Below are 25267 nucleotides of genomic sequence, written 5' to 3' on the forward strand. Positions count from 1 at the left end.
ATTCAGTACCTCAACGTTCAGTCAGCGCGAGATCAAGATTGGTAAACACTGGCTTCCAGACATACTGGAACACCGTTTTTGAGCCTGTGACGATATCGGCCTCACCGGTCATTCCGGGTAAAAGCGAGAGCTGGTCTTCTGGAGCGCGAAAGAAGTCTCGTGGCAAAGCGACAAGCACCTCGTAGAAAGCCTGTCCGCGGTCATCAAAGAGTGTGGTTGGCGACACTTCTTCGACCACCCCAACCAAAGAACCGTAGCGACTGAAATCGAAACTCTCAATTTTTACGCGCACCTCTTGCCCCACATTCACGAAGGCAACATCGCGCGGTGATAAACGCCCGGAGAAACGCACACCGCCCTCTGCAGGCACAATGGCCGCAACTATGCCGCCGGCCTCAATCACATCTCCGGAACTTTCGTCAGGAAGTGTTTGAACAAGGCCCGCCAAAGGGGCCGTCACTTCCGCTTCCGCAACACGTGCGCGCAGGGCCTGAGCCTCGGCCATAAGAGCGCGGCGCTCTGCGACCGCATCAACAATGCGATTTCGCGCCGTCGAACTCTGGTCCAAATCAACCCGTTCAATTGAGGACTGCAGTTCAACGATTGCCGCCTCTGTTATGGTTTCTCGTCCCGCCAATCGGGAAAGATCGAAACGGTACTGCGCCTCCCGCTCAATCAGCTCAACCATGCGCGCGCGCGCAGACAGACCACGCTCTACCAAGTCTTCCTCGATTGTGCGTTCTTCTTGCGCCACAGAAATCTGGCGCTCTAGCTCTGGCCGCTGCTCTCTAATGGCATCTAATTCGGCGCGCTTTGCTTTGATTTGCGCTTCCAGAACGCTGCGCTCAGCCGACAAGAAATTCTCTTGGGTTTGGATGGCTGCGGTCTCAAACGCGACCAATGCTGGATAAGCCTTGGCATAAGCCGAAAAATCAGGCGCCCGCTTTTCCACAAATGATGTCAAACGTTCAACTTCCAAGGAAAGTCCGGCAATACGTGCGTCAGTTGCAGAAAGAGCGCTCTGCGCCTCGGTGCGGTTCATTGTAACCAGAACGTCGCCTTTCGCCACCATCTCACCCGCGCGCACCAAAACCTCTTCGACCTGTCCACCATGCCGGCTTTCCACACGCTGAACCATCGCAATTGGCTCCACCGCGCCCGGTGCCTTAGCCACTTCATCGATCTTTGCTGTCACGGACCAGCCAACAACAGCAACCAATCCCACCACGGTCGCCCACGCCGCGCGCGTGATCCACTTGGCGGTGGGGCTTTCATCGATACGAAAAGGTTCCAAGGCTTTCTTGTCATTCATGGTGTCGTCTCCTCGGCAACATCACTTAGAGGCGCGTCAAGGTTTCCCTGCTGTTGGATCGGCCCCGCATAAACAAGCGTGCCCCGATCTAGAACAATGGCCATGTCTGCCAAAGGCACCAAAGCCGCATCATGGGTGGCGATCACGACAGTCGCCGCGCCGCGCTTGCGTGCCATGAAATCTGCCAGCTGGGCTCTGGCATCGTCTCCGGCAACCGAAAGCGGATCATCCAACAGATAAACAGGAGCCTTTCTGGCGGTCGCGGCCGACCAGGCAGCGTCCTCTGCTGCGACTTGATCCAATGTCATGGCGTCTTTAAACGCCGGTGGCACATCTGGGTTTTGTCGCGGATCGGACGGCAAAAATACAAATTGCTCCGACAAACTGTCTGGGTTGAAGTGGGAAATTGAACGACCGCCAAGCATTAAGCGACCGGACTGCGTGGCCAAGGCCCCCGACAACACCCGCAAAAGAGTGGACTTGCCAGACCCATTAGGGCCTATCACGGCAACCACTATACCAGCTGGAATCTCAAAGCTTGCGCCGGTGAGGGCTGGATCAGCACCGGCCGCATAGCGTACAAACAGACCTTCCGCTTTGATATCTACCGGCGCCTCAGGCGCGTTGTCCTGTGCGTGGCTCACGGCATGGATAACTTGCAGATCCAATGTGGATTTCAATTGCCGCCACGCGTCCTTCAGGGCACGCAATCTGGGAATGGCCAAAAACACCCCTTGCGCCGGACCGGTGATCCTCCAGGTCAGCAGCATCGTTCCAATGAGCGTTCCCGGTGAAATCAGCCCACGCAAAGCAAGATCCAATCCCACGACGAGTGTGGCAAGCGCCGTCCCAGAGCCAAGCGCGTTGCCCACACTGTGCACAAGCGCCGGTTTCTGATGCGCTGCATGTGTCACACGTGCTGATGCGCGGCTCAACTGATCAAAGCGGGCCATCCATTGTTTGGACACCCCCCGGGTTCTGACGCTGTTGGCAAATGGCAAGTCAGACAGCATGGCCTTGTGCCGTTTTGTCAAATCAGCCTGAATCGGGTCTGACGTCGCCTGTGTCCACCCCAGCAAAACGCCGAGCAACAGAAAGAGAACAAGGTAAATTGCTGGAATGACTGCCAATCCACCGCCAACAACCACCAAAGCAATGAGCGTCAACAGGATGAACGGCGCATCATAAATCGCCACCGTGTTTTTGCTCGCAAAAAGATCAGCGGTCCGTTCACATTGGCGCAATTTTGCCACTGCTGTTTCCGCATCAAGCTTGTTTTGCATCAGATACGGTTGCCGAAACATCCTGTGCGCCACCGCATTACTCACAGTTGCCCCGAAACGCGCATGCTCAGACGCCAACATAGACGCACGAATACGCCGCAGAACCAGCAAGATGCCCAAAACCAATACGGCACCACTGAGCAATGCCGGCAGGCTTGACACCGCTGCGCCGCCCAGAACGCGATCATATACAGCCATCGTGAAAAACGGCACCGTGAGGGCGCACAGATTTATGGCAAGTGACTGCCATATGCCGTGCTGGACAACCCGCCGTGCCCGCGCAGCCAAAGAAAGATAGGTTATCGCAGCAGCATTTTTGGCGGTTACAGCCTCAATGTGCAAAACGCGTTCATTGGGTTTGAGAACGTAATGCTCTGCCTCCCCAACAGTCGACACGTTCTCTAAAAGTCCATCCGTGCGCAGTTGGGCGTAGAGCTCCCCATCACGCAAACACACCAACGCCCCATCACGGCAATCGCGCCAGCCAGCAGGCAATTTTTGCACAACGCTCGCTGACAGCCCCAAAAGCGACACAACCTCCGCCAGATCATCCAGGTCTTCGCTGATGCGATAGCCGTGGCAGGCACTTAGCGCCACCGGCTTTGAAATTGCGCGCCCCAGACCAGCAAGCAACGCAACAAGAAAGTCATGTACTTTTTTAGGTGCATCACTCATTTGCCGGCCTCGTTTTGCAAAGCGATTGCAGGGGCGCGAATACGCTTTGTGACAATCTCGGAAAGGGCTGCCTCTGTTGTTGTCATCACCACAGTAATGTCCTGCGCTTGTTCGTTCAGAACCGATGCAAGCCGCTTGCGGCCATCCAAATCCAGCCCCGCAGCGGGGCGCTCCAACAACAGCAACCGAGGGCGCGCCACAAGCGCTTGAACAATCATCGCACGTTTTACCGCGCCATGAGACAATCCGCCGTTTTTCGTGCGGCTGACATTCGTTTCATAGCCTTGTGCCAAACGTCCGATCAGCACATCCAAGCCAAGGGCAATCGACAGGGCCAAAGCGTCTTGCGCACGCTCCTTTTCAAAGCCCGACAGATTTTCGAGCAATGTCCCACGCACAAATTCTGGCCGCGCTGGAACCAGCACAGCATCCGTCCTGTGTGCGCCAGATCCCCACAAAGCCGTAACCAAAGACTGCAGAACCCTTGCTTCCTTCTTGGTTTCGTCGCCTTTGATCAAGATCACGTCACCTATGCTGATCTCCTCCTCAGAAAAAAAGCGCGACAGCACTCGCATGCAATCGGTGGGTGGAGCTTCGCTTGCATCCGCTTTGTCAAGGCTGCGCATCAATCTGTTGGCTGTCTGAGTGTCGGCGCGGCGCGTCAGTGCCAAAACCGCCCCAATTCCCTGACTGGCGGCGCGGCTTCCGAGAAGGGTACAAGCTGCCAGGCCGCCTGTGGTCATATGCCCATTCAGCACAACAGCGGCGCCAAAGCCCACAATCAAAACCGTTGTTGCCAGACCGGCAACTTGCATCAGATCAAGCTGACGCGCGGACGCCGCTTCCACCCCCAAAAGAGCTTGGGCGCGGCGCCTCAAAAGCGTGCTCATCTGTGCCATTTGACCAGCAATAGAACGCAAATCCCCCCCCGTGCTGTTGGTGATCTGCGTTACGATGAGTTTCATTTCCCTGTTGTTGCGCTCAAACAGCTGGCGTGCTGCTGCCCCTTGAGCGCGCGTGTAAAGAACAACTCCAGCAGCCAGAGAAATGATGCCCAATGGAACAAGCACAACTTGCCCACCGAGAAACCAAATCAGCCCTATGAAAATTAGAACAAAGGGCGCATCGTACAATCCGACAGCTGCTTCGCCTGCTTCAAAGTCCCTCGCCTTTGCTGGCCCATCCATGAGGTGCTGCGCGGTTTCAAACTCGACATGTTGGGACATCAACCGATCAGACACCAGCATCCAATTTCGATGATCTGCGGTTGCGCTGATGTGAGAAAACATGCGTGCCCGCGCCGCACGCAATACACCTCCCAGTAGCAGAGCGATCGCAACAGCCGAAAAAATCACAAAAGCTGTGCCAGAATTTTGGTTCGGGAGGATGCGATCATAAACCTGCAAAAGCGCCAAAGGCATGATCAGCGCCAGAATATTTATCGCGGTCGAAAACACAGCCAACTTAAAGTACATGCCATCACTCTCAACCATAAGTATATAAATGGTCAACAGCGCAGAAGGATATCCGCATAGCCCAATGACATGTCTTTAAAGCACGCGCGGCGCACTTTGGTATTTCTTTCGGTTCTCTGCCTTTGAAGGAATCAACAACATTAAGAAAACCTCCAAAACTCCGCGATTAGTGATTTTCACTGTTTGTGGTAAATCTAGAAAACAACCTAAGCTAATTGATAAGATAGATTGCGATTTTCAACTTGATTGAAAATACTGCTAGTGTGAAAAGCAGTCCTATTCAGCGAGAACCGCTGCTGTACAAACAATTACTTTGGACTCGAGGTGACAAAAATGCCGCGTCAAAGGATGCAGTAGTTCGATCTAGGACGTGACACTTGATTGCCGACTATACTCGGTCTCACATCCGTGCGTCGAACATCTGTGCATTGGGGTAGGATATTGATAAACTTCGAAAGTTCTCATAGGCGGCAGAACCAGAGACAGACCAAGTTTAAATGCACCTCTTCGCACAGCAAACGTTCTGATCGAATGCCAAAGCCATAGCCGAACAGCAGCATTCGAATTCGCAGTTCGGGATCAATCGAAGGACGACCGGTATGGCTATAGAATTCCGCGAGATACGTTCGAATGCCGCTCAGGTCGACATACCGGACAATTGACCACAGCAAATGCTCCTGTGGCACGTGATCTTCCAGAGAAAACTCGTAGACAGAGACGATGGGCTTCCTGCCTCAATCCTCCCACCAATTGGAAGAATTGAATCAGCAGCTCATGCACCGATCAAGGAACAGTTTTTTAACAAAATTTGCCCGTGTAGCCGGGAGAGCCAAGATGTTTACAAATGGTCTTTGAGCTTGTGGGCCCGTTTGATGCAGAACTGCAAATATGTTTTTCAAGCGTTGGAGGCACCGAAAAATAGCTACGACGTGAGCGCTCCCTAGAACGCGTCAAGCGAGTGTTCCAACCCCTTTTTTATGTGCTGTCTAAGCATGCGGTTCGCGCTTTTGCTATCTCGAGCGATGGCGGCATCGAAGATCGCCTTGTGCTCATCGACGGCTTCTTGCCCGCGGTAAGTAAGAACAAGCATCTGGTACCTGAGGTACTTGTCAAAAACGATCTCATGGATGGACATAAGGTTCTCAGAATTGCACGCGCTGATCAGGGCTTTGTGGAATTCAAAATCGTACCGTTTCCAATCCTCTTTTCCTGTTTCATCCCCACCGAGCAGTTTTTTCTCCATCAAGTGTAACTTGTGATGCGCGGCAACCAGGTTGCCTTCCCACTCGGTGTCGCCGTTCTCCACAGAGAGCTCAAGTGCGTGGCACTCGATAAGCGCGCGCAGGTCTGCAATTTCCTTTAAATCTTCCTTGGAGACCGGCTTAACAAGGAAGCCTCTTTGTTCCGGAGCCTCAACGAACCCATCGCTCGCCAACCGATTGAGAGTTTCACGCAAGGTAGACAGAGACGCTTCATAACGTTTTCTCAGCGCTTCCAACTTGAGTTTGGCACCAGGTTCAAGCTCACCAAAGATGATGTCACGCTTGATTTGTTGGTAGGTGCTGGCACCAATCGTGGAAGGCTGCTTTGCCATGTGGTCTGCTCAATATCCGAAAATTTATCCAACAAATAACAGTCAGGCGCGGCATCAGCAATCACGCTTTACACCATATGAATTTTAAAATATCAGATATTATTGAAAATCACAAGGATCACGCATACGATCCTAACATTGAGTGAGTCGCGCCCCATGCGACTGGTCATGCTGGAAAACAGAAGGGACCTTAGGTGTCAGACCCGTTTAAAATTGCCGTGGTTGGCGTGGGCTTGGTTGGCCGCAGACATGTCGATGCGATCCAATCCCTGCAAAATGTTTCCTTGACGGCAGTGGTAGACCAAACCCCCGAGGGGGAGACCTATGCGGCCAAAATAGGCGCCCCATACTTCTCCGATCTCAGTCAGATGTTGCAAACTGTTAGCCCTAACGGAGTCATTCTTGCTACTCCAACGCCACTTCATATCGAGCAAGGTCTCACTTGCGTTGCTTATGGCTGCCCTTTGCTTGTGGAAAAGCCCATCGCCGTCGATGCAGCGTCCGCTCTGAAATTGGTTCACGCTGCAGAAGTTTCAGATGTACCGTTGCTCGTCGGGCATCATCGCCGCCATAATCCGCTGATTGCGGCGGCCAAACAAGCTATTGATGCCAACAAAATTGGAGAGATCCGCGGAATTCAAGGGTCTTGCTGGTTCTACAAACCCGACGGGTATTTCGATGTGGCACCATGGCGGAAGAAAAAGGGAGCCGGCCCGATTTCTGTCAACCTCGTACACGACATTGATCTCATGCGGTACTTGGCAGGCGAGATTATTCAGGTGCACGCCTATGCCCAACCATCACTGCGCGGCTTCGATAACGAAGATGTCGCCGCTGCCGTCATGACTTTTCAAAATGGCGCAATCGCCACAATTAGTGTGTCAGACAGCATTGTATCCCCATGGAGTTGGGAACTTACGTCTGGCGAATACCCAATATATCCCACAACTCAAGAAAGTAGCTATCTCATAGGTGGTTCACACGGATCGATCTCCATACCAGATCTCCGCCTTTGGTCTCACGAAGAGGGGCAAAGAGACTGGTGGACACCAATTTCTGCCACATCCTTGATGACCGCTGCCTCGGACCCTTTGGTCAATCAGATCGCGCATTTTGTGAAGGTGGCAAGGAAAGAAGCATCACCATTGGTGTCGGGATGGGAGGGATTGAAAACCCTGCAAGTCATTGAAGCAATTCAAAAATCTTGCACGTCTGGAGTGTCAGTCACCATAGCAGAACCGACTTCCATGCAATCTGAGATCGCGCTCGCCCCTAAAATATCTGATATTTCGCAAAAAATATTGCAAAAATAATAAAATCAGCCAATGATCAACATCGAAGATTGAGTATCAGTCTAAGGGAGGAAATAGACGATGACCAAATTCACACGCAGAACTGCGCTCTCGGTGCTCATGGCCACCGGCCTCGCCTTTGGCGCCGCAGGCAGCGCGCTTGCAGCAGACAAGGTGAAGCTCCGCCTGGCAACATCAGGCTCTGAAACCGATCAGCGTTCCGTGGCCATGGCCGAAGTCTTTGCGCCGATGGTTGCTGATTTTGCTGACTATGAGCCAAGCTACAACGGCACAATCTTTGCCCAAGGTACTGAGCTTGACGCCATCAGCCGTGGCAACTTGGAAATGTCTATCGCGTCAGCACAGGAGCTGGCACAGTTCTTCCCCGAGTTCTCCATCTTTGCGACCGGATATGTCCATCAAGATGCCGCGCACCAAGTGGCCGTGTTTAACGACCCTCTGATGGACCCTTTCAAAAAGACGGCAGAAGAAGAACTGGGCGTCAAACTGCTGTCGGTCATGTACCTGGGGCGTCGCCAAGTGAACCTGCGCCAGACTAAAGATGAACTGACGGTGACGACGCCGGCCGATTTGGCTGGCGTCAATCTCCGCATGCCGGGCACAGATGCGTGGCAGTTCCTTGGCAAAACCCTTGGTGCTGCGCCAACGCCAATGGCGTTTTCCGAAGTCTATACAGCACTTTCAACAGGTGCGGTGGATGGTCAAGACAACCCGCTACCAACCGTTGTTGACGCCAAGTTCTACGAGGTCACAAATCAGATTGTTCTGACCTCGCACCTCGTCGATCTGAACTACATCGCCATGTCCAAAGCCGTTTGGGACGGCCTGACAGCTGACCAGCAAGCGACCGTTCAAAAGGCCGCAGATGCAGCCGCTGAATCAGGGCGTCAAAAACAATTGGAGAAAGAAGCAAACCTTGTCAGCTTCTTAAAGGAACAAGGTATGGCGATCTACGAACCCGATCTCGACGCATTTCGCAACCAGGTGCAGTCCATGTACCTAGACAGTGAGTTCGCTGCGTCCTGGCCAGAAGGCGTTCTGGATAAAATCAACGCCTTAGGCAACTAAGCCCAACATATTCGAGGGAGGACACTCATGAGAAAGCTGATCAGGGGGGTCTCCCGACTTTCAGAAGCGATTGCCGGCGGCATGCTGGCGGCAATCTTCATAATCTTTCTTCTGCAAATCATTTTGCGATACTTCTTTACCCCTGCCGGCTGGACCCTAGAACTGATTGGTATTCTCTGGGTTTGGGTGATCTTTTTCAGCTGTGCGTTTGTGGTTCACGAGCGTGATCACGTCAAATTCGACATTATCTATCTCTCGGTTCCCACAAAAGTGCGCATGGTGTTTGCGATCATTGGATCTCTCGCTGTGGTCGCAGGCGTGCTCTACAGCTTCCTGCCGACTTGGGACTACATCGACTGGATGAAAATCCGCAAAACCTCCACGGTGCGAAACCCCTTTACCGGCAACAAAATTCCGCTTCGCGACGTGTTCTCAATCTACCTCGTCTTTATGGCAGTTATTGCAGGTCGTTATGCATGGCTTGTGTTCGACATTTTGCGCAACGGGCCTCCAAAAACCGAACTTGAATTGGTCGTAGGCTACAACGTTGTGGACGATCATCCGCGTGTGGACGTTCCGCACGAAGATAACGACAAAGATCAGGGAACTACAAAATGAGCTTTGAACTTGCTTCGTGCCTGCTGACACTTTTTGTGCTTGCAGGGATCGGAACGCCCATCGGATACTCGATCATGCTGGCCTCGATCGTCTATCTTGGCGTTGCAGGGTTAGACGTAGCATTGGCGGGCGAGAAAATCCTGCAGGGATTTTACCGCAGCACTATTTTGCTGGCTGTTCCCCTATTTATCGTAGCAGCCAACATCATGAATGCAGGCTCTATCACGGGCCGCTTGCTGAACTTTTGCGTCGCAGCTGTAGGCCGTTTCAAAGGCGGGCTTGGCCATGTGAACGTGGTGGCTTCTCTGATTTTCTCGGGCATGTCCGGCTCTGCCGTGGCGGATGCTGCCGGCATAGGCAAAATCATCATCGAGATGATGACCAAGGACAATCGCTATCGCCGTGGATATGCGGCAGCCATCACGGCCGCCTCGGCGACAATCGGCCCGATCATTCCTCCGTCTATCCCCATGGTGCTCTATGCGCTCGTATCAAAAACCTCCATCGGTTCTTTGTTTCTAGCGGGTATCCTGCCGGGATTGATCATGGGGGCGGTACTGATGGCGATGAACTACTATCTCGCCAGCAAACGCAACTTTGCGCTTGAAGAGCCTGTGCCTCTTAAAGAGTTGCCGCGAAAGACGGCCAATGCCTTCCCTGCCCTGCTGATGCCAGCAATACTTCTCTACGGCATCTACGGCGGTGTAACCACACCTACAGAAGCCGCCGCTGTCGCAGCTTTCTATGCGCTCCTATTGGCCGCATTTTTCTATCGCGCCCTAACACTGCGCGGCCTGTTTCAGGTGTTTATCGACAGTGCGCGTTCTTCAGCAGCAGTCGGAATGGTCATCGGCGGCGCCTTCATCCTGAACTTCATCGTCATCCAGGAACAAATTCCGCAATCTATTTCCGCAATGCTGGAAGGCGCGGATGTTAGCCCGATCATGTTCCTCATTATGGTGAACCTGCTGATCCTCGTTCTGGGCTGCATTCTGGATGCCACGACCATCATCTTGGTGATCGTTCCCCTGTTTATTCCGACTTGCGAAGCACTTGGCATTGACCTCGTACACTTTGGAGTGCTTGTCGTGGTCAACTCTATGATCGGCTTGATCACTCCGCCATATGGCATTCTTCTTTTTGTCATCAACGCCGTCACCGACATTCCACTGCGCGAGATCATTGCCGAAATCTGGGCCTTCCTAGCTGTCTTGATCGGGGCGCTATTGGTCCTGCTTTTTGCACCTGATCTGGTGCTCTGGCTGCCTCGACTGTTCGGCTATCAAGGGTGATCCGATGGCCCTATCCGTATCGACAACTTCGGTTCCAGGTAGCCTGACTGACAAACTCACGGCCATCGCCAACGCCGGCTTTGACACGGTTGATATCCATGAACCAGACATCACGGCATCAGAGTTAAGTCCTGCGGCCGTCGGCAAGCTCGCAAACGAACTCGGGCTCGGTGTTGGTTTCCTACAGCCCTTTCAAAACCTTGAAGGGCAAGTAGATGCCGAGGCGACTTTCGCTCGTTTCGAAGAAAAGCTGAAATTGGCTTCTTTGCTCGGCGCCAAAGGGATCCTGGTGACATCAGCAACCGTCAATGACGACACCGCAGACGTTGAACGTCGTTTGGCCGATCTTAAACGCGCGGCCGACATGGCTAGAAAGCATGACCAAGTGATTGCGTACATGGCGCTGCCTTGGGCGAAATCTGTTTGCACAGACATTGAAGCATTTGAGGTAGTGTCACGCGTGGACGCACCAAATTTCGGATTGGCGCTGAATTCGTTTTTTTCTCTTGCGGATGGTTCCAAACCGGCGCGGTTGAGGGAAATTCCCGGCCACCAACTGTTCCATGTTCAGCTATCGGATGCACCACGCTTGGAAACGGACATCCGTCACCTCAAGCGCCACTTTGGGCTGCTTCCTGGGCTTGGCGCCCTAAACCTTTCCGGATTTGTCAAAGTACTGGCAAGAGCCGGCTACGAAGGTGCATGGTCCGTTGCCCGCGTAAACGAAACCGCGCCGCAACCCGGCGGTACCACGTTAGCACGAGACAGCTACCGCGCTTTGGTCAATCTGCTGGATGAAGTGGCTCGAAGTGAGCCCGGTATGAACTTTGGCACCCCTGCTATGCCTGCGCGGGTATATGCATCAGGTTTTGAGTTCATCGAATTCACCACCGACGAAGCTAGTGCGCGTGCGCTGGGTGAAAGCCTCGGCGCATTGAGCTTTCGCAGAGAGCGCAAACACGTCAGTAAACAAGTTGAGCTTTGGCGGCAAGGTTCCATCAACTTCGTGATCAACAAAGATCCCGAAGGTTTTGCTCGGAAGGCCTTTCTCGGCCATGGCCCATCGGTCTGTGACATGGGGTTGCGGGTTAAGGACGCCGCTCAGACTGTCGCCCGCGCAACGGCACTTGGCGCGCCAGATTTCTCTCAACCTGTGGGGATTGGCGAACTTGACATCCCTGCCATCCGAGGTGTCGGGGGCAGCGTGGTTCACTTTATCGATGAGCAATCTGACCTTCATCGTGTTTGGGATATCGAGTTTGATCCAGTGCAACACAAGTCGGTGGTCCAGCCTGCCGGGCTGCGCCGTATCGATCATGTGGCACAAACCATGCGCCACGATGAGATGCAGAGTTGGCTACTGTATTATCTGTCGACTTTCGACATGTCCAAAGCCCCTATCCACAACGTTGCGGACCCGTCCGGCGTTGTGCACAGTCAGGCTATTGAGAGCCCCGAAGGCGAGGTGCGCCTGAACCTCAATGGGGCGGTCGGGCGCAATACGTTGGCCGCTTCATTCCTGCAGGAGGGCTTAGGCGCAGGCGTGCAACATATTGCGCTGCTCACGGATGATATTTTTGAAACGTCCGAAATCCTCGCGCAACATGACTTTGGCCGCCTCAAAATCCCTCAAAATTACTATGCCGACTTGCGCGCTACATTCGGCCTGGACGCCGACTTTGTGGCGAGATTGCAAGCTGGCAGCATTCTCTACGACCGCGACGGCGCTAGCGAGTATTTCCAAATCTACAGCAGAACCATGTTCAATGGCTTCTTCTTCGAGATCGTGCAGCGGAAAGGCGGCTACGCCGGTTTTGGCGCCCGAAACGCGCCCATTCGCCTCGCAGCGCAGCAGGCCTATGCGGCGTCTGCGGATCAAAACACGGAGCCAGCACACTCATGAAGGCCGCACTCATCGGCAAAAATACCTCCGGTTCGCTAACCCCGAAACTTCATGAGCAAGAGGGGAAGGCTCAAGGCTTCGCTTACAGCTATTCCCGAATTGATCCGTCAGAAACCCCTCCGGATCTCCAGAGTGTTTCTGAGTGTATGGAATGGGCCGAGGCTCATGGTTTGGCCGGTGTAAATGTCACATACCCTTTCAAAAACGACGCCGTTGCATATGTGGATGAGCTTTCGCCAATCGCAAGGAAGTTGGCATCCGTGAATACGGTTGTGTTTCGTGACGGTCGACGCATTGGCCACAATACGGACTACGGTGGCTTTTCCAGAGCTTTGGAAGAAGTACTCCAGAACCAGTGTAAAACGACATGTGTTCTCTTTGGTGCTGGGGGCGCTGCAAGTGCTGTTGGTTTGGCGCTGCTGGACGCAGGCGTGCAAAACTTGACGGTCATCGACCCCCAACAAGACCGCGCAAAAGAGCTTTCTGAAAGCCTGAGTGCTTTGCGGCCCGGCTGTACAATTGCGCATTCCCGATTGTGCTCGTACGACACCTTGGTGAAAGCCAATGGCGTTGTGAACGCTACTCCACTGGGTATGGGGCTGGATCAAAGGAAATCCTTTGATCCAGCCAAATTGACGCTCGGCACTTGGGTTGCTGACATCGTCTACTTCCCTTTGGAAACGCCCCTTTTGCAGACCGCCAGAACTTGCGGTCTCACCGTTATGAGCGGACGCGGCATGGCGCTTCACCAAGCGGCAGAAGCCTTCCAGCTGATCACAGGGCGTCAGGCCAATGTGGCGCGCATGAGCGCTCACTTCTCCGCGCTTCTTGAAGAGAAAACACCTCATTCGGAGACAGAACATGTCTGAAGATGCAGAAGCCGTACGCCACTGGTGGCGCACATCAATCATCGACATGGCCCCGGGACAAATCGCGTTCCGTGGCGAGGCAATTGAAGACCTGATTGGCAACGTCAGTTTTGCGCAAATGATCTGGCACATGGTACGCGGGGGAGTTCCTTCCAAGGAAGTAGCCGCGCTTTTTGAGGCGGCGCTGGTTGCTGGCGTCGATCACGGCCCTCAGGCCCCATCCATTGCCGCAGCGCGCATGGCCGCGACCTGTGGCGTCGGCCTAAACAACGCCATGGCCACTGCAGTGAATATGCTCGGCGATGTTCATGGCGGGGCTGGCGAGCAATGCGCCGAACTTTACTTTGGCATTTCGGCCCGCATCGACAATGGAGAGCGCCTTTCTGATGCTGTGAAGGCAGGCCTGAATGATTGGCGCGCCACCTACGGGAAAATCGTATCGGGCTTCGGTCATCGTTTCCACAAGCCGGTCGACCCACGTGCCCCGCGTCTCTTGCAGCTTGTTCATGACGCCGCCGAAGTCGGAACAGTGTCCGGGCGCTACGCGGATATCGGCGAAGCAGTCCAGGAGGAATTGGCTCAGCAACGCGGTGGCCGCGCAATTGCCATGAACATCGATGGTGCCACAGCTGTGATCTTTTGCGAACTGGGCTTCCCCGCACCGCTGTCTCGCGGCTTGTTTTGCTTGTCGCGCTCTGTCGGCATCCTGTCACACGCATGGGAACAAATGCAGCAGGGCGGGCGCAACAAAGGGCCAATTCCTCCCAAGTACCTCCCCCTCTATCAACCAACAGGAACGGAATGACCCATCGCCCGAAATCCTTCCGGGTCGGCCTCATCGGATGTGGCCGCATAAGCGATATTTACCTCACAACTTTGGCAAAGTTTAATCAGGTCGAGGTTGTGGCCTGCGCCAGTCTTGAACCCTCCGAAAGTCGCGCGAAAGCGGCGCAGCACGGTATTCCCAAAGCCTGCACACCGGAGGATCTGCTGGCAGATCCCGGTATTGATTGTGTTTTGAATCTCACCATTCCAGCAGCGCACGCTGAAGTAAGCTGCAAAGCGCTTTTGGCTGGCAAACATGTCTATTCGGAAAAGCCTTTCGTGACCGACCGTGAAGACGGCAAAACCCTTTTGGATTTGGCCAAGCAAAAAGGACTGCTGATTGGCAATGCTCCTGACACGTTCTTGGGCGGGCGTTGGCAAACTGTACGCAGGCTCTTGGATGACGGAGCGATTGGGAAACCGACAGGCGTCTTTGCGCATGTTGGCACACATGGAACCGAAAGACACCATCCTAACCCCGACTTTTACTATCAGCCTGGCGGCGGGCCTCTGCTCGATCTCGGCCCATATTATTTGACCGCAATGGTGTTTTGCCTTGGCCCTATCTCCAAAGTTGCGGGCATGGCGCGCCGTACATTTGACAAGCGGCAAATCGAAAACGGCCCACGCAATGGCACATGGATGAATGTGGAGGTGGACACCCATTCTCTCAGCCTTTTGCAGTTTGAAAGTGGTGTGTTGGGCCAGATGACCATGAGTTTCGACATTTGGGACAGCGAGATACCTCGCTTTGAAATCTATGGCGAAACCGGCACTATTTGCATCCCTGATCCTGATCCAGTGCATGGGGCCAATGACTTTCACGGCCCCGTATGGCTGCGCACCAGGGAGACCTCTCGCTGGAGCCATCAACCACGTCCGACGGGGCGGGATTTTTGGGAGGAAATCCCGCCCGTCCATGGCTTTAACGAAAACAGCAGAGGCCTCGGGCTGTTGGACTTGGCAGCGGCTGTTGAGGAGAACAGAGCGCCGCGCGCGAGCGGCGAGTTGGCCTTCCACGTGTTCGACGCAATGGACGCAATTGCGCGATCCGGCCAGAGCTCGACTTTTGAAGAGATTGCCACCACCTGTGTGCGTCCATCACCTCTCCCAATTGATTTCTTGTCTCCAGTCAAGGACCCGGCTCATGCCCGTTGAGAACCTTAGCTTCGCCGCCCCTTTTTTCACCGTTCGCTTGCTCACTGATGTAACAACCTACGATTTGGACACCCGTGCTATCGCTCTAAACTTGGGCAAAAGCGCGATATCCGTTGAACAACAGTCACTGGCGCCGTTGACCTCTGTCATCGTTCAAGATTGCACGCTGTCTGATGTGGAGCGCTGTCTACTTATTGAAGGCTTTGACGATCACGAAGACGATGAGGCCTTTTTTAAAGAAATCAAAGCTCATTGGCCTTCTGCCTTTGATGTGCGGCGCGAAGAGCGTTTGCGCGGTGTCAGCCACTACATGTCTCCCAAATCCATCAAGGGCGATCTGGGATTGACCATGTATCACTCCGGCTCGGTACCGCTGAAAGTGGGCCTGCACAGAGATCACCCGTTCTGCCCCGTTCCGGGATTTCGAGAGGTCCACACGCAGGTCGTTGGCTTTGGTAAAATGCAGCAATGTCGGGAAAAGGACGTGGGCACCTTGTATTTGGAAGAACCAATGGCGCCCGGCACCACCCATCGTCCAATGTATGATGCCAACGGCAACTACCCTTGGCATCAATATGAAACCATCACACCAAGTGTTTTTCTCGCGGTTGAGTTGCTTCCACAAGGCGCCTCTTTCCCAGGTCAGGAGATGTAATATGTCACACAAACTTCTTCCAACCGACCTGAACTTTGATGGCCCTTTCCCTCGACTGTCGCGCCGTTTGAGGCTTGGTGTCGTCGGAGGAGGCAGGATATCAGAAACCCAGGCGACCGCAGCCCGCCTAACAGGTCAGTGGGAAGTTGTTGCGGGCGCTTTGAGTTCTGACCCAACCCGCAGCGCAGAACGTGGCAAACGTTGGTACCTGGACCCGGATCGAAGCTATTCCTCCTTTGAGGCGATGGCGGCATCAGAAGCTGATCATCCGCAAGGGGTAGATGCGGTTATGATAACCACCCCGAACAACATGCATTTTCCTGCTGCGAAGGCGTTTCTGAAGGCCGGCATCTCGGTGATCTGCGACAAACCGTTGACCAATGAAATCGATGAGGCACACGCCCTTGTCGCGGCGACCCAAGACACCAATCAGGTTTTTGGTGTCGGGTATGTAATGTCTTGTTTCCCCATGGTGCGCCAAGCAAAACACATTGTGGCTCAAGGCGGCATTGGCGAGATCAATCAGATTCACGTTGAATTCATGCAGGACTGGATGGTGCCCGAAGAAGTCGCCGATGCGCCTCACGTCAAATGGCGACTTGACCCCAAAATTTCGGGACCAACCAGCTGCGTTGGTGACATTGGCACCCATGCTGCGCATCTGGCCAGCTTCGTTTCGGGGCTTTCTCTGACCGATCTACAGGCTGAGTTTCATGTGTGCGGCGCGCCAAAGCCTTTGGAAGACACAGTCTTCATGCGTACGAAGTTTGCTGGATGTGTTCCTGGAACGCTCATGGCCACTCGGCTCGCACCTGGGAATCGCGGAGGCCTCAGGCTACGCATTTATGGCAACGAAGGTGGCGTTGAATGGGATCTGGAGAACTCCGAGCAGCTCAAATTCAACCGTTTTGGGGAGGCGGATCGGGTCATCAGCCGAGGTCATGGTCACGAGGTCGCGCCTCATGTTGAGCGTTTGATCCGCACCGCGCGGGGGTTTCCCGAAGGCATCATTGAAGCCTGGGCCACGTTGTACGCTGAACTGGCATTGGCGGTTGCTGCGCACAAAGATGGGGTTTCTTCGCCGCCAGATTGGCTGGATTTTCCAAGGGTTGAAGCTGGCGCGAATGGGGTTGCATTTGTGGACGCGGCCGTGCGTAGCAATGCGACCTCGGGTACTTGGGTGCAGGTATAATAACAATAAACATAGAGCTTTACCTGACCGCCTGTCACCGCAGGCGGTCTTTTTCTTTGGCAAAATCGAAAAGTTGATATTTTCAAAAACATCTGATATTTTTGCATTTGTGTGATGAATTAGATTCGCTGGGAGGCGCACAAGATGACCGGATCACAATCTGAGGCGAGCCCCTCATCGCTCTACTCCCTTGCGCATCTCACTTTGATCAATTGCACCCCACCGGAACTGGTCTACATCGCGGCGCGCGCAGGGTATGACGCCGTAAGTCCACGTTTTATTCCCATGCACGTCCCCGGAGAGTTCACCCAGTCTCCAGTGAGCAAATCGCAGGTCCAGGCCACAAAGACGGCTTTGACGACAACTGGATTGAGCGTGCTGGATGTCGAGCTGGCCCGCATCACTGAAGATGTAGATCCACGCAGTTTCGAAAGGTCTTTGGAAATCGGCGGTGAACTTGGCGCCAAACGCATGATCATGAGCGCTTGGACCAACACGAGAGACGATCGAGACTTTCTCATCGATGTCTACGCAGAGACATGTGAACTCGCCGCACCCTATGGTCTGACGATCGACCTCGAGTTTCCGTCCTTTTCACGCTTGCGAACATTGGACGAAGTGCTCGACATCGTGACAGCGGCCGACCAGCCCAACGGCGGTATTCTTGTCGACACCCTGTATCTGCATCTCAGCCGCGTTGACCTAGGAGAGCTGCTACATGTACCAGCTAACCTTCTGCATTTTCTGCATATTTCTGATTGCCTACCCGGCATCGCAGACACCCGCGCAGGCATGATCCAGCTCGCACGCGACGCGCGCTTGTACCCGGGAGAAGGCTGGATTGATTTTGCTGGGATCATCGAGCGCATGCCTCCTGTCGACTACTGCATAGAGCTGCCCAACCAGAGCCGCGTCGCGGAACTTGGCTATGAAGAACACGCGCGCCGCTGCCTGACACACGCGAAACGCACATTTGGAGAGGCGCGTTCTCAACGCCGCCTGTCAGACCCTTCCACCCTTTCCATCAACGAGGAACACCATGGGCAGAGAGCTCACTAACGAAGAGCGTGACCTGGTCGCGCAGATGGTCGATCGCGCACGCGCGGCAATGGCCCAGATCGAAGACTGGAGTCAGGCGGATCTTGACCGGCTGTCCCAAGCAATCGCCTGGTATGCTGGCAACGAGAAAACTTTCACCCGTTTGGCCAAGCAAGGCGTGGATGAAAGTGGCATTGGGGATCGCGAAGGTCGCCCCGGCAAACGCTTCAAAATTCATATGGTATTGCGCGACGTCTTGCGCACCCCTTCCACCGGCGCCGTTGAGGTGGACGAAGCAAAGGGCCTGGTCAAATATGCAAAACCGGCTGGTGTGATCGCCTCCCTCATCCCCATGACCAACCCGGCCATGACGCCGCCGGTGACAGGCGTGTCGTCAGCAAACGCGCGCAACGCGGTCATTTTCTCTCCACATCCCCGTACTGCACAGACCACCTACGAGATGGTCGAGGTCATGCGCGCCGCCTGCCGCGCAGCTGGCGCACCAGAGGATCTCTTCCAATCCATCCGCAAACCTTCTATCCCAATGACCCAACATTTGATGGAGGTTTGTGACCTGACCCTCGCCACGGGCGGCAAACCCATGGTCAAGGCCGCCTATAGCTCTGGTCGTCCAGCCTATGGCGTCGGCGCAGGCAATTCCTCCATCGTGATCGACGAAACCGCGGATCTGGACATCGCGGCTCAGAACACACGCATTTCCAAAACATCCGACTTCGGCTCAGGCTGTTCGGCAGACGGCAACATCATCATTCAGCGCTCGATCTACGAGAACATGGTGAAAGCGCTGGAAGCGGAAGGCGGCTACCTATGTTCTGAGGAAGAAAAAGCACTGCTCGAAGCCGCCATGTGGGACGAAAATGGCAACCGCACATTCCCGACAATCGCCTGTCGCCCTCAGCAAACTGCAGAGGTCGCCGGGTTCTCTATTCCCGAAGACCGAAAATTTCTGATGGTCGAGAACCAAGGCCAAATCGGGCCAGAGCACAAATTCTCCAAAGAGAAGCTCACCACGCTCATGGCCCTCTATCACTTTGACAGTTTCGACGACGCGCTCGAAACCGTCGGCAAGATCTATGCGACCGGTGGCAAGGGGCATTCCTGCGGCATCTACAGCCACAATGACGATCACATTGACCGCCTCGCACGTCTGGCGCCGGTGAGCCGTATGATGGTGCGCCAACCCCAATCCAAGGCCAACGCGGGCGCATGGACCAACGGCATGCCCATGACCTCTTCGCTTGGCTGCGGCATCTGGGGCGGCAACATCACCAATGAGAATGTCACCATGAAACACATGATGAATTACACGTGGGTCAGCCGCCCTATCGCAGAGGATCGACCTTCTGAGGAAGAGCTGTTTGGAGAATTCTATGGCGAGGAGGTCGCGTGATGGACGGCAGCAAAGTGGACGGGAAAACCGTAGCAGAGCACATCGTCGATTTCCTGCAGCGCAGAGAGGTTGAACATGTGTTCGGCCTTTGCGGTCACACCAACATTGCGGTGCTTGCCGCTCTGGCAGAGAGCCCGATTGATTTTATCACAGTACGTCACGAACAAATCGCCAGCCACGCCGCAGACGCCTATGCCCGCGTGAGCGGTAAGGCCTCGGTGGTGCTGTCACACCTCTCCCCTGGTTTGACCAACTGCGCCACCGGGGTCGCCAATGCCGCATTGGATTGTATTCCAATGGTGGTCATTGCTGGCGACATTCCCACGCATTATTACGGAAAACACCCCCATCAGGAGGTCAACCTGCATGCCGACGCCGCCCAATGGGAAATTTACCGTCCGTTTGTGAAACGCGCTTGGCGCGTCGACCGCGCAGACCTGATGGCGGAAATCCTCGAAAAAGCCTTCCATTTGGCCGAAAGTGGCCAACCAGGCCCAGTGCTGGTTAATGTGCCAATGGATATCTTTTCCGAAGTGATCCCTTCGGACACTTTTGACAGGGTCGCCCAAAACACCCGCGCCTTGGTTAAGCCTTCGATTGATGACGAAACGGCGCGCCAAATCGTTGCGAAACTGGCATCTTCCAAGGCGCCTGTCGCTTACGTCGGCGGCGGCATTCTTTTGGCGCAGGCCAGCGATGAACTGCGCGAGTTTGTGGATCACATGGGTCTGCCTGTTGCGCACTCCTTGATGGGAAAAGGTGCACTGCGCGATGATCATCCACTCGTGATGGGCATGACTGGCTTCTGGGGCACCGAGTTGGTGAACCAATCCTGTCTGAACGCGGATACCGTCTTTGCCGTCGGCACCCGCTTCAAAGAGGCTGACTGCTCCAGCTGGTATCCGGGCTACACTTTCAACATCGGCGGCAAAACCGACACCACCAAAGTGATCCACATCGACATCGAGCCAACGGAGATCGGCCGCAATTATCCTACCGAAATCGGTGTTGTCGCCGATGCCAAAGCGGCGCTGCGTGTCCTCACTAGGGTCGCGCGTGAAATGTATCCAAACGGCTTGGATCGCACAGACAAGAAGGCAGAAATCATCAAGTTCCGCACTTCGTTCAAAGCTTCAAATGCGGAAATGCAAGCCTCGAAAGCGTTTCCAATGGTGCCGGAGCGTATTCTTGCGGACACACGCAAAGCGCTACCAGAGAATGCAATCATTACAACCGATGTCGGGTGGAACAAAAACGGTGTCGGACAGCAGTTTGACATTCTGACCCCAGGTTCCATCCTCACTCCGGGCGGCTTCGCCACCATGGGGTTTGGCCCCCCCGGCGCGATTGGAGCCAAGTTGGCGGCGCCGGACCGAGTTGTCCTCAGCCTGGTGGGCGACGGCGGATTTGGTCAGAACCCGTCGATGTTGGCCACCGCCGTTGAGTTGGATCTGGGGATCATCTGGCTGGTAATGAACAACAATGCTTTCGGCACAATCGCAGGCCTGCAGAAAGCGCACTACGGGTTAACCTACGGCACCACGTTCCCAGGCACACCGGACGCGCCAACAAATGGGCCCGGCTACGCTGAAATTGCACGAGCCTATGGTGCCGAAGGGATCCGAGTCACCTCCGCAAGCGAGCTGCTGCCAGCACTGGAAGCGGCAATTGCCAGCGGAAAGCCCACAGTTTTGGATGTCCCAATGATCAACAACCCCACGCCAACTACCGGACACTGGAACATCTTGGACATCTACTCGCCAGACAAGAATGTATCGCACGTTTCGACGTAGTCTATATGTGCGCTAATTTTTTCAATTGGCGCACATCAAACAATGAAATGAAGTCTAGAGGATACAAACTAACTCAATACTCTCGCTTGTTTTTGCCTAACAAGGGCTGCCGCATTGAGCAAACAAGAATGAGTACATGGTACTTTGCGCCAAACAAAGCAGCCGTCTATCACCAACGCAGTAAATAGTCGGTTTCCGCCCCTTAAATTTGCCGATTCTCGCGAACGTCCCTGCGTGCTTAGTTGCAAGACTACGCCGCCCCTAGGGACGGCCCAAACTCATTCAATCACCTCATAGTCTCCCCTAACCTTCTCTCGTTTCTCAGCAAGCCGCCGAGCAGCCCGATATTCGCTTGTGCCGCGCCGGAAACGGTTTTCGTGATAGTCGATGATCATGTCTTTTTCATCCTCGGTGAAGACCTCATCGGAACACATGGCTTCCATCAACGCATCACTTTGCTCTTGGGACATCTTGCCATAGTGCCGCTCCGTGATTTGATCATCGTCATGGCCTAAATGCATAGACCATGCTTTGCGCTCATCTTGTGTTCGGCAAATCCTGCTCCCCAGTGCCTTGAGGGTGTGTCTCGCTGAATGGGGCGAGCAAGGCTGCTCAATCGCGGATGAGGCGCACGCAAAGGCTGTTTGGAGCGGCCGCGCAGTTTGTATGGGCTCAACAGGCGCAAGATCCACTGAACGCTTGCCAAGATGACTAGAAGCCGGAAAAATCCCATCCCGCCCGCAAAAGCCCAATACTCTCAATTCCTCGATCCACTCCAGGAAGATCTCTTGGAAGCTCTCGGTTCGAGGAAACCATCTGGCTCGGTAGCTCTTGCTGTTTTTGGCCTCCATATCGCGAGCATCCTGCATGACAGTCCTGCGCTGAAGGTCGAGGTGCTTAAAACGCACAGCAATGAGCGCTTGAGCCCTGAGACCACAGACATAGGTGAAAGCCACCATCGCCCGATCCCGGCGTTGTAAAATGGTGGTTGTGGGCATTGTTTCCACCATACGCCAAGCCTCCTCGATGCTGAGGTACGGCTTGATCTCCTCTCTAGATTTCTTAGCCGTCGCGCCGCGCGGCAAAGTAAAGTAATCCGGAATGCTCACGCTGAGACGCCGGCATCCACTTTGTCCCCGCAGCCATTTGAAGAACAGCGACAACTGTGCCGCCCTATGGCACACGGTAGAATTGCTCAAACCGCCCTCTTCCCTCGGCAACTTCGCGAAACGCACCAGATGATCGCGATAAGATCCCGCGTGTTTGGGGGTCACCTTGGCAAAGGATATACCGCCCAAAAACACTTCAAACTCCCTGATACTGACAAGATGCGCCTGCTTAGTCTTAGGGTTGTATCGCCCTGCATAGGCCTGCCAATCATGTATGATCCGATCATTGATTGTGACGAACGCCACACCTTGAGAGGGGCTATCCTTCCCAATACAACCTGAAAGCTCACCCTTATCTTCGTCTATTCGGGCCAGCCCAGTGTTGGACGTAATGCAGGCCTTGATTTTGTCGTGTTCCGTCGCCCCTAGTAGCTTCGTTATCATGCGTCCGCAGTCGCAACACGTCGCAACCGCAAACCATTTATTTCCCTTTAACTCGCGAAAAGACACCGTCTTGGTTTCCGGGAAGACAGCTTGACCACAACCGGTACATTTGAACTCGCCAAGGCGGAGGTTTCTGCGTTTCCTCTGCCGCCTTTCATCGTGGAACCGCTTCAGCTCTGCCCCTCGAAACAAATAGGGCAATTCACCGTCGGAAGTGGTCAGGCCTGCACCAACCCAGTTTGACACAGTGTTCCGGCATACGTCGTAAAGTGACTGAACTTCCTCAACGGAGTAAACCATATGAATACAGGGACGCACGTTCTTATAGGAGCGGCTCATGAAGTACCCTCCTCTACTTCTACTTTGGCGTGCGGGGTGCGTTTGACCCCGCTGCCGATTTTCCTGGAGAAAGCGCTTTCAAACGCGATGAGCTCTGAAAGCCGCCAGCGCGTGGTCTTCTCAGACAGTTTCACCGGATCAGGCAGCCGCCCAATCTTCACGCGCCGCCAAACCTCTTGGCGACATATTCCCAACCGATCCGCCACCTCTCGGTCCCTGAGAAACCGCTCCTGATCCGGAGGCAATATATTTGTCGCCTTAAGTTTTGACTTGGATTGCTCCTTACACGGTCGCGCCTTTTGCTTCTTTGGCGTTAAATGCGCTTTGGCCTCAGGCTCTAGTGTCACAGGCGGCGCACAGCGTTCCGGTTCTGCAATGTCAAAGCGCTCAAACATATCCAGAGTTCCTGGATCATCGCTTATGTCACCCGGCATCACGCCACCCCGCCTTTTAGGAGCTCTCGAATGTCACCAACGCGCCAAGCGGTGGTGCGTGGCCCGAGGTGTACGGGCTTAGGAAAGCGCCCGCTGCGAACGCCCGCCCACCATGTGGAGCGACAGACCGGAACCGGGCCATTGGGGTGCGAGATCTGCTTTTCGCGAAGCAGAGCATCATTGGGGAGATCGTCGAATGTCATCGAACCTATCCTTCTAAACTTCAGATAGGTTAGACGCTCTCACAGTCCGAATTGGTCGTGGGCCGTAAGACTTAGTCTTAGCTCGTACGGCCTAAGTGAGTTTATTTTCTTGGGTACATTTGACCCCATACATCAGGATCGACGTGAGTATTCGCGCTTTCCCTAATGTAATTTAGAATCGTAGATTCAGCTACATCACAGTTAAGTTCGACTGTTTTGGCCGCGATTTGTTTCGCTGTATCCGATCGCGTGGCACGCAGGTCAAAATTATAGGCATCGCATACCGCTCCTATCAGGATTTTCTCCAAGCAAATCACTTTTCTCGTTAAAGCGCTCTTTTCACTTGGGTTGGCGAAATCTTCTGAGAGTTGTTTTATACGACGCTGCAGGTTCTGGATTTGATTGGCTTCTTCATTTTTATCATCGGCGGAGGCTACAGCCAGCGCTTCAATCTGTCGCTGTAGATTTTCATTTTCGACGCCAAGCGCTGCAAGCTGTCGTTGTGCGTCGCCTTCCGCTGCCGCCTGTGCCGCTCGTTCTTCCAAATCTCGCCTTAGCTGCGCATTCTCTTCCTTGAGGGCAGAAATTTGGTCCTGCTTCATGCTTTTCCTACCATTACTCTCAATCCAGACAGCTCGACGCCAAGCCTCGGAGATGATGTAGCCAAATTTGTCCAGCCAGAGCACATAGTCCTTTGGAGCAGCCTTCTCGGAAATGTCACCCACTTCAACGGCGCGCTCCAGCATCCGAAACCGGTCATCCCGTTCCCGAATTGTATTGCCAAATTCGGGCTCTTGCCCGCGCCAGCTATCAGTGGTGAACGGATCAAAATTTAGGGACAGATCTATCGCTTCACGAGGCGTCCAATAAGGTTTACGTGCTCATTTGGTGATCAAGTGCCGCTCGCGCTGAAGATAGGCATCTGACAGCATCTCTTCGCGCAGCAGGGCAAAGTGCTGACCATCAAATCCGATGGGCCCTTGCGGCGTGATTGCCAGCCACCAATCGCTGTGGAAGGGCACACCGTTTTTCTCACCCCACCAGAGCCAATCTATTGGTGCCGCTGATCGTATTCCGTCGCTTGTTGTCCTTTCTAGCAGCGCTGAGAGCGGTGCGATGTGTTCGACAGCATCTGCGGCTTCCGGTGAAACGCCCAAAGCCAAGAGGAGCGCGTCTCTTGTGGTCCAGGAAGCCTGATAGATCCAAGCTTGCATCAACGTTTCTGTTGGTTCGGCAGAAAGAGTGGCCGCGTCTTTCATTTAGG

Annotated in this window: 22 protein-coding genes and 1 pseudogene; 13 read left to right on the top strand and 10 right to left on the bottom strand. The window is 54.2% G+C overall.

The window, feature by feature from the left end; translation table 11 throughout:
- Positions 1-10: 10 nt before the first annotated feature.
- The 5 genes and pseudogenes from J7412_RS13310 to J7412_RS13330 all read right to left on the bottom strand — a co-directional run bounded on the left by J7412_RS13310 (position 11) and on the right by J7412_RS13330 (position 6339).
- On the bottom strand, positions 11-1312 hold the full coding sequence (locus J7412_RS13310) for an HlyD family type I secretion periplasmic adaptor subunit (RefSeq protein ID WP_209079070.1): 1302 nt from the start codon (positions 1310-1312) through the stop codon (positions 11-13).
- A complete protein-coding gene (locus J7412_RS13315; RefSeq protein WP_209079071.1) occupies positions 1309-3270 on the bottom strand; it encodes an ATP-binding cassette domain-containing protein in 1962 nt (653 codons plus the stop codon). Before J7412_RS13315 ends, J7412_RS13310 begins: the two co-directional genes overlap by 4 nt.
- On the bottom strand, positions 3267-4745 hold the full coding sequence (locus J7412_RS13320; RefSeq protein WP_209079072.1) for a hypothetical protein: 1479 nt from the start codon (positions 4743-4745) through the stop codon (positions 3267-3269). Before J7412_RS13320 ends, J7412_RS13315 begins: the two co-directional genes overlap by 4 nt.
- A gap of 464 nt (positions 4746-5209) precedes the next feature.
- Positions 5210-5467 (bottom strand): annotated as a pseudogene (locus tag J7412_RS13325) (transposase); the annotation flags it as partial.
- 218 nt (positions 5468-5685) lie between these two features.
- Positions 5686-6339, bottom strand: a complete 654-nt coding sequence (locus J7412_RS13330; protein ID WP_209079073.1) for a GntR family transcriptional regulator — start codon at positions 6337-6339, stop codon at positions 5686-5688.
- Between the two features lie 194 nt (positions 6340-6533).
- Here J7412_RS13330 and J7412_RS13335 point away from each other — a divergent pair, with 194 nt between their 5' ends.
- The 13 genes from J7412_RS13335 (at position 6534) to J7412_RS13395 (ending at position 21474) form a co-directional block, all read left to right on the top strand.
- Positions 6534-7652 carry a Gfo/Idh/MocA family oxidoreductase gene (locus J7412_RS13335; RefSeq protein ID WP_209079074.1) on the top strand — a complete coding sequence of 373 codons (1119 nt, stop codon included), beginning with the start codon at positions 6534-6536 and terminating at the stop codon, positions 7650-7652.
- Positions 7653-7712: 60 nt separating this feature from the next.
- Complete coding sequence (gene dctP / locus J7412_RS13340; protein ID WP_209079075.1) at positions 7713-8720, top strand: TRAP transporter substrate-binding protein DctP; 1008 nt, start codon at positions 7713-7715, stop codon at positions 8718-8720.
- A gap of 27 nt (positions 8721-8747) precedes the next feature.
- Complete coding sequence (locus J7412_RS13345; RefSeq protein WP_209079076.1) at positions 8748-9338, top strand: TRAP transporter small permease subunit; 591 nt, start codon at positions 8748-8750, stop codon at positions 9336-9338.
- Positions 9335-10630, top strand: coding sequence for a TRAP transporter large permease (locus J7412_RS13350; RefSeq protein WP_209079077.1), 1296 nt, complete (start codon positions 9335-9337; stop codon positions 10628-10630). Before J7412_RS13345 ends, J7412_RS13350 begins: the two co-directional genes overlap by 4 nt.
- Before the next feature lie 4 nt (positions 10631-10634).
- Entirely contained in the window at positions 10635-12533 is a 1899-nt protein-coding gene (locus J7412_RS13355) for a sugar phosphate isomerase/epimerase and 4-hydroxyphenylpyruvate domain-containing protein (protein ID WP_209079078.1), read from the top strand.
- Positions 12530-13402: a shikimate dehydrogenase gene (locus J7412_RS13360; protein WP_209079079.1), complete on the top strand. Its 873-nt coding sequence runs from the start codon at positions 12530-12532 to the stop codon at positions 13400-13402. Before J7412_RS13355 ends, J7412_RS13360 begins: the two co-directional genes overlap by 4 nt.
- The gene (locus J7412_RS13365; RefSeq protein WP_209079080.1) at positions 13395-14207 is read left to right on the top strand and encodes a citryl-CoA lyase; all 813 of its coding nucleotides are present in this window, start codon (positions 13395-13397) and stop codon (positions 14205-14207) included. Before J7412_RS13360 ends, J7412_RS13365 begins: the two co-directional genes overlap by 8 nt.
- The gene (locus J7412_RS13370; RefSeq protein WP_209079081.1) at positions 14204-15385 is read left to right on the top strand and encodes a Gfo/Idh/MocA family oxidoreductase; all 1182 of its coding nucleotides are present in this window, start codon (positions 14204-14206) and stop codon (positions 15383-15385) included. The genes J7412_RS13365 and J7412_RS13370 overlap by 4 nt, the downstream gene beginning before the upstream one ends.
- Positions 15375-16040 (top strand): hypothetical protein, encoded by a 666-nt coding sequence (locus J7412_RS13375; protein WP_209079082.1) that lies wholly within the window; start codon positions 15375-15377, stop codon positions 16038-16040. The genes J7412_RS13370 and J7412_RS13375 overlap by 11 nt, the downstream gene beginning before the upstream one ends.
- A gap of 1 nt (position 16041) precedes the next feature.
- The gene (locus J7412_RS13380) at positions 16042-17232 is read left to right on the top strand and encodes a Gfo/Idh/MocA family oxidoreductase (protein WP_209079083.1); all 1191 of its coding nucleotides are present in this window, start codon (positions 16042-16044) and stop codon (positions 17230-17232) included.
- Positions 17233-17376: 144 nt separating this feature from the next.
- Positions 17377-18291 carry a sugar phosphate isomerase/epimerase gene (locus J7412_RS13385; protein ID WP_209079084.1) on the top strand — a complete coding sequence of 305 codons (915 nt, stop codon included), beginning with the start codon at positions 17377-17379 and terminating at the stop codon, positions 18289-18291.
- Positions 18272-19681: an aldehyde dehydrogenase family protein gene (locus J7412_RS13390; RefSeq protein ID WP_209079085.1), complete on the top strand. Its 1410-nt coding sequence runs from the start codon at positions 18272-18274 to the stop codon at positions 19679-19681. Before J7412_RS13385 ends, J7412_RS13390 begins: the two co-directional genes overlap by 20 nt.
- On the top strand, positions 19681-21474 hold the full coding sequence (locus J7412_RS13395; RefSeq protein ID WP_209079086.1) for a thiamine pyrophosphate-binding protein: 1794 nt from the start codon (positions 19681-19683) through the stop codon (positions 21472-21474). The genes J7412_RS13390 and J7412_RS13395 overlap by 1 nt, the downstream gene beginning before the upstream one ends.
- 278 nt (positions 21475-21752) lie before the next feature.
- Here J7412_RS13395 and J7412_RS13400 read toward each other — a convergent pair whose 3' ends face one another.
- The 5 genes from J7412_RS13400 to J7412_RS13420 all read right to left on the bottom strand — a co-directional run bounded on the left by J7412_RS13400 (position 21753) and on the right by J7412_RS13420 (position 25262).
- Entirely contained in the window at positions 21753-23366 is a 1614-nt protein-coding gene (locus J7412_RS13400; RefSeq protein ID WP_209079087.1) for a tyrosine-type recombinase/integrase, read from the bottom strand.
- Positions 23363-23800, bottom strand: coding sequence for an AlpA family phage regulatory protein (locus tag J7412_RS13405; protein WP_209079088.1), 438 nt, complete (start codon positions 23798-23800; stop codon positions 23363-23365). Before J7412_RS13405 ends, J7412_RS13400 begins: the two co-directional genes overlap by 4 nt.
- Entirely contained in the window at positions 23800-24003 is a 204-nt protein-coding gene (locus J7412_RS13410; protein ID WP_209079089.1) for an AlpA family phage regulatory protein, read from the bottom strand. The genes J7412_RS13405 and J7412_RS13410 overlap by 1 nt, the downstream gene beginning before the upstream one ends.
- Positions 24004-24104: 101 nt before the next feature.
- Entirely contained in the window at positions 24105-24749 is a 645-nt protein-coding gene (locus J7412_RS13415) for a hypothetical protein (protein WP_209079090.1), read from the bottom strand.
- Positions 24750-24884: 135 nt separating this feature from the next.
- Complete coding sequence (locus tag J7412_RS13420) at positions 24885-25262, bottom strand: hypothetical protein (protein ID WP_209079091.1); 378 nt, start codon at positions 25260-25262, stop codon at positions 24885-24887.
- Between the last annotated feature and the right edge of the window lie 5 nt (positions 25263-25267).

It is taken from the genome of Shimia sp. R9_3, from assembly GCF_017743755.1.
In the GTDB taxonomy this organism is placed as follows: Bacteria; Pseudomonadota; Alphaproteobacteria; order Rhodobacterales; family Rhodobacteraceae; genus Shimia.

Coding starts and splice junctions, on each gene's coding strand:
- J7412_RS13310 (WP_209079070.1), bottom strand. CDS start 1,312: ATGAATGACAAGAAAGCCTTGGAACCTTTTCGTATCGATGAAAGCCCC.
- J7412_RS13315 (WP_209079071.1), bottom strand. CDS start 3,270: ATGAGTGATGCACCTAAAAAAGTACATGACTTTCTTGTTGCGTTGCTT.
- J7412_RS13320 (WP_209079072.1), bottom strand. CDS start 4,745: ATGTACTTTAAGTTGGCTGTGTTTTCGACCGCGATAAATATTCTGGCG.
- J7412_RS13330 (WP_209079073.1), bottom strand. CDS start 6,339: ATGGCAAAGCAGCCTTCCACGATTGGTGCCAGCACCTACCAACAAATC.
- dctP (WP_209079075.1), top strand. CDS start 7,713: ATGACCAAATTCACACGCAGAACTGCGCTCTCGGTGCTCATGGCCACC.
- J7412_RS13345 (WP_209079076.1), top strand. CDS start 8,748: ATGAGAAAGCTGATCAGGGGGGTCTCCCGACTTTCAGAAGCGATTGCC.
- J7412_RS13350 (WP_209079077.1), top strand. CDS start 9,335: ATGAGCTTTGAACTTGCTTCGTGCCTGCTGACACTTTTTGTGCTTGCA.
- J7412_RS13355 (WP_209079078.1), top strand. CDS start 10,635: ATGGCCCTATCCGTATCGACAACTTCGGTTCCAGGTAGCCTGACTGAC.
- J7412_RS13360 (WP_209079079.1), top strand. CDS start 12,530: ATGAAGGCCGCACTCATCGGCAAAAATACCTCCGGTTCGCTAACCCCG.
- J7412_RS13365 (WP_209079080.1), top strand. CDS start 13,395: ATGTCTGAAGATGCAGAAGCCGTACGCCACTGGTGGCGCACATCAATC.
- J7412_RS13370 (WP_209079081.1), top strand. CDS start 14,204: ATGACCCATCGCCCGAAATCCTTCCGGGTCGGCCTCATCGGATGTGGC.
- J7412_RS13375 (WP_209079082.1), top strand. CDS start 15,375: ATGCCCGTTGAGAACCTTAGCTTCGCCGCCCCTTTTTTCACCGTTCGC.
- J7412_RS13380 (WP_209079083.1), top strand. CDS start 16,042: ATGTCACACAAACTTCTTCCAACCGACCTGAACTTTGATGGCCCTTTC.
- J7412_RS13385 (WP_209079084.1), top strand. CDS start 17,377: ATGACCGGATCACAATCTGAGGCGAGCCCCTCATCGCTCTACTCCCTT.
- J7412_RS13390 (WP_209079085.1), top strand. CDS start 18,272: ATGGGCAGAGAGCTCACTAACGAAGAGCGTGACCTGGTCGCGCAGATG.
- J7412_RS13395 (WP_209079086.1), top strand. CDS start 19,681: ATGGACGGCAGCAAAGTGGACGGGAAAACCGTAGCAGAGCACATCGTC.
- J7412_RS13400 (WP_209079087.1), bottom strand. CDS start 23,366: ATGAGCCGCTCCTATAAGAACGTGCGTCCCTGTATTCATATGGTTTAC.
- J7412_RS13405 (WP_209079088.1), bottom strand. CDS start 23,800: ATGCCGGGTGACATAAGCGATGATCCAGGAACTCTGGATATGTTTGAG.
- J7412_RS13410 (WP_209079089.1), bottom strand. CDS start 24,003: ATGACATTCGACGATCTCCCCAATGATGCTCTGCTTCGCGAAAAGCAG.
- J7412_RS13415 (WP_209079090.1), bottom strand. CDS start 24,749: ATGCTGGAGCGCGCCGTTGAAGTGGGTGACATTTCCGAGAAGGCTGCT.
- J7412_RS13420 (WP_209079091.1), bottom strand. CDS start 25,262: ATGAAAGACGCGGCCACTCTTTCTGCCGAACCAACAGAAACGTTGATG.